We start from the raw sequence: 10903 nt of genomic DNA, 5'->3' as shown, positions 1-10903 counted from the left end.
AACGGTGGTGATCGCTGCAGTCAGGGTAGTTTTACCGTGGTCAACGTGGCCGATAGTACCAACGTTAACGTGCGGTTTTGTACGTTCAAATTTTTCTTTAGACACGGCTATATTCCTTACTATAGCGCTCTCCCCTTATGGAGAGAGCGCGGGACTTTGGTTTTAACCCTGCGGCTTATTTACCACGGGCTTCGATTACGGCCTGAGCGACGTTGTTCGGCGCATCATCATACTTCAGGAATTCCATGGTGTATGATGCACGACCTTTAGTCAGAGAACGCAGCTGAGTTGCGTAGCCGAACATTTCGGACAACGGCACTTCAGCATGGATCTTAACGCCAGTCACTTCAGATTCCTGACCACGCAGCATACCGCGACGACGGCTCAAGTCACCGATAACGTCACCGGTGTTCTCTTCTGGAGTCTCAACTTCAACCTTCATGATAGGCTCAAGCAGAACTGGTTTCGCCTTCTTAAAGCCTTCTTTAAAGGCGATAGAAGCGGCCAGTTTAAACGCCAGTTCAGAGGAGTCAACGTCGTGGTAAGAACCGAAGTGCAGACGAATACCCATGTCTACTACCGGGTAACCAGCCAACGGACCAGACTTCAGCTGCTCCTGGATGCCTTTATCAACGGCAGGGATGTATTCGCCAGGAATTACACCGCCTTTGATGTCGTTGATGAACTCGTAACCTTTCGGGTTAGAGCCCGGCTCCAGTGGGTACATGTCGATCACAACGTGACCGTACTGACCGCGACCACCAGACTGCTTGGCGTGCTTACCTTCAACATCGGTAATCTTCGCGCGAATCGCTTCGCGGTAAGCTACCTGAGGTTTGCCCACGTTAGCTTCAACGTTGAATTCACGCTTCATGCGGTCAACGATGATGTCGAGGTGCAGCTCACCCATACCGGCGATGATGGTCTGGTTAGACTCTTCGTCAGTCCATACGCGGAATGACGGGTCTTCTTTAGCCAGACGGCCCAGAGCCAGACCCATTTTTTCCTGGTCAGCTTTGGTTTTCGGTTCAACGGCGATAGAGATTACCGGCTCAGGGAATTCCATACGCTCCAGGATGATTGGAGAGTCTGGATCACACAGGGTGTCCCCGGTGGTCACGTCTTTCAGACCGATCGCAGCGGCGATGTCGCCTGCGCGAACTTCTTTGATCTCTTCACGCTTGTTGGCGTGCATCTGAACGATACGGCCGAAACGCTCGCGCGCAGCCTTAACGGAGTTCAGCACGGTGTCGCCGGAGTTAACAACGCCGGAGTACACGCGGAAGAAGGTCAGGTTACCAACGAACGGGTCGGTAGCAATTTTGAACGCCAGCGCAGAGAACGGCTCGTCATCACTTGCGTGACGCTCAGCCGGGGTGTCTTTACCGTCGTCCAGGATACCGTTGATCGCAGGAACGTCAGTTGGTGCCGGCAGGTATTCGATTACCGCATCCAGCATCGCCTGCACACCTTTGTTCTTGAACGCAGAACCACAGGTTACCAGGATGATTTCGTTGTTCAGTACGCGCTGACGCAGAGCAGTCTTGATTTCTTCCTCGGTCAGCTCTTCGCCGCCCAGGTATTTTTCCATCAGCTCTTCGGAAGCTTCCGCTGCAGACTCGATCAGATTCTGGCGCCATTCTTCAGCCAGGTCCGCCATGTCAGCCGGAACGTCTTCGTATTCGAAGGTTACGCCCGCGTCTTCTTCGTTCCAGTTGATCGCCTTCATTTTCACCAGGTCGATAACGCCGGTGAATTTGTCTTCTGCGCCGATAGCCAGCTGCAGAGGAACAGGGTTGGCGCCCAGACGAGATTTGATCTGGCCTACAACTTTCAGGAAGTTAGCGCCCATACGGTCCATTTTGTTAACGAACGCGATACGTGGCACTTTGTATTTGTTAGCCTGACGCCATACGGTTTCAGACTGTGGCTGAACACCACCAACAGCACAGTAAACCATTACCGCGCCATCCAGCACACGCATGGAACGTTCTACTTCGATGGTGAAGTCAACGTGCCCTGGGGTGTCGATGATGTTTACGCGGTGCGGTTCGAACTGCTTGGCCATACCAGACCAGAAGGCAGTAGTCGCTGCAGAAGTGATGGTAATACCACGCTCCTGCTCCTGTTCCATCCAGTCCATGGTGGCAGCGCCGTCATGAACTTCACCGATTTTGTGGTTTACACCGGTGTAGAACAGAATACGTTCGGTAGTGGTGGTTTTACCGGCGTCGATGTGAGCACTGATACCGATGTTACGGTAGCGTGCAATGGGTGTTGTACGAGCCATTTGATTCCTCTATTCCTAGGGCGTTCAAGTTCAGTTAACCCAAGCGGGCCATTTTGAAGCGCCCGCTTGGTTAGCATGACTATCGCCTGGTGATTACCAGCGGTAGTGGGCGAACGCCTTGTTGGCTTCGGCCATACGGTGAACGTCTTCACGCTTCTTAACAGCAGAACCTTTGTTCTCTGCTGCGTCAGACAGCTCGTTCGCCAGGCGCAGAGCCATGGATTTATCACCGCGTTTACGTGCAGCATCAACGATCCAACGCATTGCCAGAGCATTACGACGAACCGGGCGGACTTCAACTGGTACCTGATAAGTAGAACCGCCAACGCGACGCGACTTAACTTCTACAGTCGGGCGAACGTTGTCGAGAGCGACTTCGAAAGCTTCCAGGTGATCTTTACCAGAACGCTGAGCCAGGGTCTCCAGCGCGGTATAGACGATTGCTTCTGCAGTAGATTTTTTACCGTCTACCATCAGGATATTTACAAATTTGGCCAGCAGCTCAGATCCGAACTTAGGATCTGGCAGGATTTTACGTTGGCCGATTACGCGACGACGTGGCATGGAAATACTCCGTTGTTAATTCAGGATTGTCCAAAACTCTACGAGTTTATTCTGACATTAAAGTTAAAACGTTTGGCCTTACTTAACGGAGAACCATTAAGCCTTTGGCTTCTTCACGCCGTACTTGGAACGAGCTTGCTTACGGTCTTTAACACCGGAGCAGTCAAGTGCACCACGGACGGTGTGGTAACGCACACCTGGCAGGTCTTTTACACGACCGCCACGGATCAGGATTACGGAGTGTTCCTGCAGGTTGTGGCCTTCGCCACCGATGTAGGAAGTCACTTCGAAACCGTTGGTCAAACGCACACGGCAAACTTTACGCAGTGCGGAGTTTGGTTTTTTCGGGGTGGTGGTGTATACGCGGGTGCATACGCCACGTTTCTGCGGGCAGGCTTCCAGCGCTGGAACGTTGCTTTTAGCAGCCTTCACAGAGCGTGGTTTGCGAACCAGCTGGTTAATTGTTGCCATTAAAAAAGCTCCTGGTTTTTGCTTCGTACTAGCTTCGTAAACATGTGATAAATCCCCTCGTATGCACTACTGGCAAAGTACGAGGACGCAGAATTTTATGGCTGACCAGTATGGGTGTCAAGAAATATACAACATCACTCTCATCACCAGGCCATTTGGCTGCGGTGTTTTTCGGTTAATTCAACGAAGTGATTATAGCCGATGACAGTGATTCTGTGCGAAAAATGACCAACCAATCCCCTGGCTTCCAGGTCGTCCTGCAGCGCATAAAGGGATATGGGGGCGGCGAGCAGCGATTCAAGATGGGCGCTGCCGGCAAGGCCCGCCAACACGCCGTCCTGCAACAGCAGCAGCGCGTCGCCCTCCGCAGTCAGGCGCAGCAGAGCGGGTAAATCGCATTGGTTCGGTGAATGGCTCAAGGTATACAGCATCAGAGGATCCTAAAACGTCATCACGGCGTCGTAACCGGCCAATTGGCGACGCAGTTCGTCCGGCGCAAGTACCTCGGCGTCCAGCACCCAATCGGTCACCTGGCTTAACCCGCGCTCCTGCAGCGAAGCCTGGCACAGATAACACCGCTCCACGTCATACAGCGGCAGCACGCCGAAGGTGGCAATGTAATTGCGCGCCAAAATTTTTTCCGGTTGCTGGCCCGGCAACAGCTGCAATACGCCATCGCCGACAAAAAATACCCCCAAGTCTTCACTGAGCGCCGACGTGGCGAGCAGCGCATCCAGCCCTTCCCTACCGCCGGCGCCGCCGTGCGGCCCGTGGGTGAAAACAAAAGCGACTCGTTTCATCATATCCTCAGAACTGCACCAGGCGGTCGCAACTCAGCGACGCTTCGGCCAGGGAACCCAGCCCGCTCAGGGTAAAACCAGGTTGCAGGTTGGCGCTCGCCAGCCCTTGCTGCGCGGCCTCCTGTTCGTCGGTAACGCCGCGGCGCAGCGCGGCGGCCACGCAGACATTGAGCGCCACGCCATGTTGCTGCGCCAGCTGCGTCCAGCCGCGCACCAGATCGAATTCGTCGCTGGCGGGCGCGGTCAGCTGGTTGGCGTTCAGCACGCCCTCACGGTAGAAAAAGACGCTGGAAAGACGATGGCCTTTCGCCAACAGGGCCTGAGCGAACTGGTAGGCGCTGCTGGCCTGCTGCGTGCCGTAAGCCGGGCCGGTGACCAACAGACAGTAATCGAGCATCAACGGTCACTTCCCAACAGATCGCCGCTCTTGAACTGGCGGATGTACAGATACACGGTGTGTTTGGAGATATTCAGGCGATCAGCCACTTGGTTGATCGCATCCTTGATGTCAAAGATGCCTTTCTCATAGAGATTGAGCACCACCTGGCGGTTCTTGGCGTTATTGGACACCGAGCGGTCGGCGTTCACCTCTTCGATGGTGAACTCCAGCGTCTGCGCCACCAGATCGTCGACGGAAGAAGCGAAATTCACCGACGACGGCACGTCCTGCGTGGCCGGTGGCATGAAGGTCTGCATGATCTGCGAGAACGGCACGTCGAGGTTCATGTTGATACACAGCAAACCGATCACCCGCTGCTCGCGGTTGCGAATGGCGATGGTCACCGACTTCATCAGCACGCCGCTCTTGGCGCGGGTGAAGTAGGCTTTCGATACGCTGCTGTCGTCGCCGGCCATGTCGTGCAGCATGCGCAGCGCCAGGTCGGTGATCGGCGAACCGATCTTGCGCCCGGTATGTTCGCCGTTGGCAATACGCACCGCCGAACTGTTCAGGTCTTCCAGCGCGTGCAATACGATCTCGCAGTGGCCGCCGATCAGCATCGCCAGCCCGTCGACCACCGCTTCATAGGATTTCAGGATTTCATGATCCGTTTGAGTAAACGGACGTTCATTCAGCAAATCAAGTTCGCTGGCTTCGCTGGATAAAAGCGAATTCGACATCGAAGATACCACCCTCATAGATCGCCTGTGCCAGGGGGCGCAGCTAAAACCGCTCGGGCCGGCTCGCGGCCGCCATCGGTGCGCCGTCAGGCATCCGCAACGCGGCTGGCTGATATCAGCATCAAACGGCTCGACGACTTCCGCGGGCCGAGGTGGCCGGGAACAATTTTAGGTACACGCCCTAAGGGGCAGACGCATGACTGATAAGTCAGAATTATTAGTCTAGCAAAGCGGCCGGAGCAAAGTCCTTGCGTTTGCGCGTGGTATTGACGTTAAGCCCGATGCCCGGCAGGCGTCAAGCGTTCAATGGAGAGAGAGGCGGCGGCTGCCGAAATGAAAACCGCCGCGGAGGGCATCCGCGGCGGTGGCAAACAGAGCGACGATGTTATTTCGCTTTGACGTCTGCTTTCGCGTCAGCCGGTTTTTCGGCTTTAGCATCGGCTTTCGGCGCCGCTTTCACGTCCAGCAGTTCAACGTCGAACACCAGCGTGGAGTTAGCCGGGATGCCCGGAACGCCGGTTTTGCCGTAGGCCAGCGCCGGTGGGATCACCAGCTTGATTTTGCCGCCTTTCTTGATGTGTTTCAGGCCTTCGGTCCAGCCTGGGATCACGCCGTCCAGACGGAACGACAGCGGCTCGCCGCGGGTGTAGGAGTTGTCGAACTCGGTGCCGTCGGTCAGAGTACCTTTGTAGTTCACCACCACGGTGTCGCTGTCTTTCGGCGCTTCACCCGCGCCCGGTTTCTCTACCTGATACAGCAGGCCGGATTCGGTTTTCTTCACGCCTTTTTCTTTGGCGAAGCTGTCACGGTACTTGGCGCCCTTGGTTTCGTTGTCCTTGGCATCCTGCTCCATCTTCGCCTGAGCGGAAGCCTTCACGCGCGCTTCGAAGCCCTGCAGGGTCTTCTCGATGTCGGCATCGTTCAGCTTGCTCTTGTTGGCGAAAGCGTCCTGAACACCGGCGATCAGCTGATCTTTGTCCAGCTTGATGCCCAGCTTCTCTTGCTCTTTCAGAGAGTTGTCCATGTAACGGCCGAGCGAGGCGCCCAGTGCGTAAGCCGCTTGCTCGTCGTCGTTTTTGAACTTGCCGGTGCTTGGTGCCGCCGCCGCGTCCGCTGGTTTAGCGGCTTCTGCCGGTTTGGCGGCATCGGCAGCCATGACCTGGGTCGCATTCAGAGCAAAAGCCATGGTGGTTGCCAGAAGCGTGACTTTAAACAAAGATTTCATCCATTTCTCCAGTGTCTGAAGCAATGCCCCAAACAATCATTAGGTAAGATAACCGGGTTACTATAGCTGTCTGAAACAAAACAAAACAGTCGCACAGGTAACCAATCGAGTCAAAGTGTGACTCCCGCTTTGCCAAGAAGTTTCCCGCAGTGTGCTACTTACATGATAAATCAGATTTTTCTTGCAGAATATGCGGCGAGATTAGCAAAAAGCGGGGAAGCAGGCGCACAACTTTTCAGCACTTTACACTGCCGTTCGCAGCCTTGCGCGCCGCCTAAAGAAATAGCGCGGGCAAACCCGGCGCCAGCTGTTACCATAGCGCCGAATCAGGATTTTATCGCGTCAGAGGTAGCCTCATGCACAACGCCGACATTCAAAGCCTGCTAAAGCGGCTTGAAGAACTGGAAAGCCGTCAGGCTTTTCAAGAGCTCACCATCGAAGAGCTCAATCAGACCGTCATCCAGCATCAAATGGAAATGCTGAAGATGCGCGAACACCTGCGCATGCTGACCGACAAGCTGCGCTCGACCCAAACCTCAATGATCGCCTCGCAATCGGAAGAGACCCCTCCGCCGCACTATTGAAGGCTCGACAGACGGTTATTTCAGGCGTGCCAGCCCTTCGGCGGCACGCTCGAGATACCGGCGCGGGCAACCCAGGTTGATGCGGATAAAACCGCTCCCCTGCGGGCCGAAACCGCTGCCCATCGACGGCGCCAGCTTCGCCACCTCCACCAGCGCCTGCTGCAAGTCAGCATCGCTCATAGCCAGGGCGCGGCAATCCAGCCAGGCGAGATAGGTCCCTTCGGCCCGGGTCATTTTGCACCAAGGGGCGACGGCGGCCAACGCTTGCTCAAACCAGCGCCGATTTTCCGCCAGATAATCGAGCAGTTCATCGAGCCAGGTGCCACCTTGCTGATAGGCCGCTGTCGCCGCCGTCATCGACAGCGCGTTGAACACATCCAGCCCGTGGGCGTTCAGCCTATCGACAAACGCCTGCCGAAGCTGGGCGTTGGGGATCAGGAAATTCGAAATGCGCAGCGAAGAGAGGCCGAACGTTTTGCTGGCGGACGTCGCCGCAATCACCCTTTCGCGATATTCCTCGTCCAGATGCAACACCGACGTAAACGTCTCGCCGGGCAGCAGCAGATCGGCCCAGATTTCATCGGAGATCACCGTCACGTCATGGGCATGGCAAAGCGCCATCAACCGTTCCAGCTCATCGCGGTGCCAGCAACGGCCGGTCGGATTGTGCGGATTGCACAGCAACAGCAGCGGCGACTTACGCTGGGCAAAGCAGGCGGCCAACCGTTCGAAATCGAGCTGATACCCCTGCGGGGTTTCCAGCAGCGGGTTTTCAATCACCTCTCTGCCGTTCATGGTGACTATCTTGGCGAACGAGCCATAGTACGGCCCCTGCACCACCACACCGTCCCCCGGCTTGCTGAGCAGTTGGATCAGCATCGCCAACCCCGGCACCACCCCTTCAATCGACGTGAACCACTCGCGCCGCAGCGGCAAGTTGTGCCGCGTGGCAAACCAGTCGATCGCCGCCTGATAGTAAGCGTCGTCGCGTTCGCTGTAGCCGAAGACACCGTGATCCACCCGGCGATGCAGCGCCTGCTGCACCTCGGCCGGGCACGGAAAGTCGAAATCGGACACCCACATCGGCAACAGTTCGCTGCCGTCCAGTTGCAGATAGCGGTCGATGAAGTCCCACTTCACGGAGCCGGTATTGTGGCGGTCGATGATAGCGTTGAAATGACGGGTCATGTCAGGCTTCCTTACGCTGCAAATCGTTCTGAGGTTGGAGTTTGGCGATACCGAAGCCGGTGAACCCATAAATCAGGGCGAACACCACCGCGGCATAACATTGGATCGCCCACGGCAGCAGATCGAGCGTGCTCACCCCCAGCGTGGTCGCCATGTAAATACCGGCGGCCGTCCACGGGATCAGCGGTTCGATGACGGTGCCCGCATCTTCGACGGTGCGCGACAGGTTTTTGTTGTCCAGCCCCATACGCCGATAGGCCCCTTTGAACAGCTCCGCCGGGATCAGCAGCGCCAGCTTGCCGTCGCTGGTCGCGCCGGTCACCAGGATAGTGGTGGCAACGGTGGCGGCAATCAGCTGACCGGTGGTGTGTACCACTTTCAGCAACCGGTTGATGATCACCGTCAGCGCGCCGGTCAGCGTCAGGGCGCCGGCGAAGGAAAAGGCGCAGAACACCAGCAGGATCGTGCTCATCATCGAGAACATGCCGCCGCGGTTCAACAAGCGCGGCACATCGGCGACGATCCCCTCGACACTGTGGCCCTGGGAGGTAAACATCGACAGATTGAAACCGTCCATCAACGCATTCAACCCCTGCTGCAGGCTAAAGCCCTGCAGCGCGACGCCGATGGCGATCGCCAGCGCGCAGGCGGCCAGCATGACGGGGATCACCGGCCGCTTAGTCACCGCGCCCCACAACACCAGCACCGGCGGCAGGATCAGCAGCAGATTGAAATGGTACAGCCCCTCGAGCGCGCCGACGATTTCAGTCACTTTCTCCGGCGTGGCCACGCTGGCCACCGCGCCGGTCTGGCCGGCGATCAGGTACACCACGGCGGCCAGGATGAAGCTCGGCAGCGTCGTGTACATCAGATGTTGAATATGGCTGTAGAGATCGGTATCTGCGACGATGGCCGCGAAGTTCGTCGAATCGGACAACGGCGAGATTTTGTCGCCGAAGTAAGCGCCGGACACCACCGCCCCGGCCGCGGCGGCCAGCGGCACGTCCAGACCGGCGGCCACGCCCATCAGCGCCACACCCACGGTGCCGGCCGCCCCCCAGGAGGTGCCGGTGCACACCGAGATCACGCTGGTGATGAAGAACGCGGCGATCAGAATATATTGCGGGCTGATCAGCTTCAGCCCCCAATACACCATGTAAGGGATAGTGCCGCTGATCATCCAGGTGCCAATCAGGCCGCCCACGCAGATCAGGATCATGATCACCGGCATCGCCTTCGCCAGCTTGGCCACAATGGCCTCGATGATGTCGTCCCAGCGGTAGCCTTGCCACCAGGCCAACCCGGCGGCGATAGCGGCGGAAACCAGCAGCAACGGTTCAATGCGCAGGCCAAACCGGCCATAGCCGATGATGAGCAGCAACAGCATAGCCACAATCGGCAGCGTCGCCAGCCCGAGGTTGAGCGTTTTCTTATTATCCATATACGGCTCCTGTTGAAGATGGGGTGCTGCAACAGCGTAATGGCTTCGATAAACGGAGGATGTGAGCGCAGGCAACCGGCCATGTAATCGGTTTCATGCGATAAAATTGTGTGAGCCGCTTCTCACTCGCCGCGCTTGCTTTAACGGCGTTGCCCTTAGGGTGCGCCGTCTGCCACCGAGTCTCGCAGGATCAGTTCGGCCGAAAAGCGGTTGTTCTGCGGCGCGACATCGCCGCCGCTGTGAATCTGCAGCGCCAGGCGCGCGGCGCGTCGGGCCATTCTCTCGATGGGGTAATGCACGGTGGTCAGCGAAGGATGGAGATACTTCGCCAGCGCAATGTCATCAAAGCCGACGATCGACAGCGCCTCAGGCAGTTGAATTTGCCGTTGGTGGCAGGTGCGCATCATGCCGGCGGCCATCACGTCGTTGAACGTCACTGCGGCAGTGAAGCGTTGGTCGCTGGCCAAAACGCGCTCGGCCGCCAACTCGCCGCCTCTTTCGTTGAAAGGCACGCTGATGATCCAGGTGCCGGGCACCTCAATGCCGGCGGCGGCCATCGCCTTGCGGTAACCCGCCAGCCGCTGCGTGCGATCGTCGATCGGCAGATCCGCCGTTACGCAGGCGATTCTGCGGTGGCCCTGATGAATCAGCAGTTCGGTCGCCGCCTGCGCCGCACTGGCGTTGTCGAGCCAGATGCAGCGGTTGGCGATAGCGGGCAGGCAGCGATTCACCAGCACCAATGCGGGCGTGTGGGCGGCATAGCGCAGCAAATCCTCTTCCCCCATGCGCGTAACGTGCGCCACGATGGCTTCACATCCCTGGTTGATGAGAAAATCGAGGCCGCTTTTTTCCAACTCGGCCTGATGCCCGCCGCTGCACAACATCAGGCGCACGCCGGCCTGCCGCGTAATGTCTTCCACGCCCCGCGCCAGCCGCGAGAAAAAAGGATCGTCGAGGTTGCCGGTCAGCAACCCCAACATGTTGCCGCTTCTTTTCGCCAGCGCCAGCGCGGCGGCGTTGCGGTGGTAGTTAAACTCGCGCATCGCCTTCTCAACACGTTCGCGGGTCACCGGCTCAACGTAAGCGGTGTTGTTGATCACCCGGCTGACGGTGGCCGTGGAAACGCCGGCGCGGCGCGCAACATCTTTCATGGTGGCCATGGCATCTCCTGTTGTGCCGTTCGGCGCGGGGCGCCGCGCATAAAAAAAGGGCAGCCGATGG

13 protein-coding genes are annotated in these 10903 nt (G+C 57.6%); 1 reads left to right on the top strand and 12 read right to left on the bottom strand.

The genetic code is table 11. From position 1 onward, the window contains the following. The 9 genes from BHU62_RS24270 to fkpA form a co-directional block, all read right to left on the bottom strand. Positions 1–105 (bottom strand): GTP-binding protein (locus tag BHU62_RS24270; protein ID WP_005651251.1); only part of this gene is annotated, 105 nt, incomplete at its 3' end. 70 nt (positions 106–175) lie between these two features. Continuing rightward, complete coding sequence (gene fusA / locus BHU62_RS24265; protein WP_073534908.1) at positions 176–2290, bottom strand: elongation factor G; 2115 nt, start codon at positions 2288–2290, stop codon at positions 176–178. Positions 2291–2383: 93 nt separating this feature from the next. Beyond that, the gene (rpsG, locus tag BHU62_RS24260) at positions 2384–2854 is read right to left on the bottom strand and encodes a 30S ribosomal protein S7 (RefSeq protein ID WP_004956203.1); all 471 of its coding nucleotides are present in this window, start codon (positions 2852–2854) and stop codon (positions 2384–2386) included. A 96-nt stretch (positions 2855–2950) separates the two neighbouring features. Then, positions 2951–3325, bottom strand: a complete 375-nt coding sequence (gene rpsL, locus BHU62_RS24255; RefSeq protein WP_004930426.1) for a 30S ribosomal protein S12 — start codon at positions 3323–3325, stop codon at positions 2951–2953. A 143-nt stretch (positions 3326–3468) separates the two neighbouring features. Beyond that, the gene (tusB, locus tag BHU62_RS24250; RefSeq protein WP_073534907.1) at positions 3469–3756 is read right to left on the bottom strand and encodes a sulfurtransferase complex subunit TusB; all 288 of its coding nucleotides are present in this window, start codon (positions 3754–3756) and stop codon (positions 3469–3471) included. A 9-nt stretch (positions 3757–3765) separates the two neighbouring features. Continuing rightward, positions 3766–4125: a sulfurtransferase complex subunit TusC gene (gene tusC, locus BHU62_RS24245; RefSeq protein ID WP_025304500.1), complete on the bottom strand. Its 360-nt coding sequence runs from the start codon at positions 4123–4125 to the stop codon at positions 3766–3768. Positions 4126–4132: 7 nt separating this feature from the next. Then, positions 4133–4522, bottom strand: a complete 390-nt coding sequence (gene tusD / locus BHU62_RS24240; protein WP_033636259.1) for a sulfurtransferase complex subunit TusD — start codon at positions 4520–4522, stop codon at positions 4133–4135. Then, positions 4522–5244, bottom strand: a complete 723-nt coding sequence (locus BHU62_RS24235; protein ID WP_004930418.1) for a transcriptional regulator — start codon at positions 5242–5244, stop codon at positions 4522–4524. Before BHU62_RS24235 ends, tusD begins: the two co-directional genes overlap by 1 nt. Before the next feature lie 385 nt (positions 5245–5629). After that, a complete protein-coding gene (gene fkpA / locus BHU62_RS24230; RefSeq protein ID WP_073534906.1) occupies positions 5630–6469 on the bottom strand; it encodes an FKBP-type peptidyl-prolyl cis-trans isomerase in 840 nt (279 codons plus the stop codon). Positions 6470–6825: 356 nt separating this feature from the next. Here fkpA and BHU62_RS24225 point away from each other — a divergent pair, with 356 nt between their 5' ends. Continuing rightward, positions 6826–7053 carry a SlyX family protein gene (locus BHU62_RS24225; RefSeq protein WP_073534905.1) on the top strand — a complete coding sequence of 76 codons (228 nt, stop codon included), beginning with the start codon at positions 6826–6828 and terminating at the stop codon, positions 7051–7053. A gap of 15 nt (positions 7054–7068) precedes the next feature. Here the strand turns inward: BHU62_RS24225 and BHU62_RS24220 are convergent, their stop codons facing one another. From BHU62_RS24220 to BHU62_RS24210, 3 genes are all read right to left on the bottom strand, one after another. Continuing rightward, positions 7069–8241, bottom strand: coding sequence for a MalY/PatB family protein (locus BHU62_RS24220; protein ID WP_073534904.1), 1173 nt, complete (start codon positions 8239–8241; stop codon positions 7069–7071). A gap of 1 nt (position 8242) precedes the next feature. Beyond that, positions 8243–9682: a Na+/H+ antiporter NhaC gene (gene nhaC, locus BHU62_RS24215; protein ID WP_073534903.1), complete on the bottom strand. Its 1440-nt coding sequence runs from the start codon at positions 9680–9682 to the stop codon at positions 8243–8245. A gap of 155 nt (positions 9683–9837) precedes the next feature. Beyond that, positions 9838–10842 carry a LacI family DNA-binding transcriptional regulator gene (locus BHU62_RS24210; RefSeq protein WP_073534902.1) on the bottom strand — a complete coding sequence of 335 codons (1005 nt, stop codon included), beginning with the start codon at positions 10840–10842 and terminating at the stop codon, positions 9838–9840. Positions 10843–10903 lie beyond the last annotated feature (61 nt).

Source organism: Serratia marcescens (genome assembly GCF_001902635.1).
GTDB lineage: Bacteria > Pseudomonadota > Gammaproteobacteria > Enterobacterales > Enterobacteriaceae > Serratia > Serratia marcescens_F.
The sequence above is the reverse complement of the archived record's forward strand: the minus strand, read 5'-3'. Positions and strand labels throughout refer to the sequence as shown.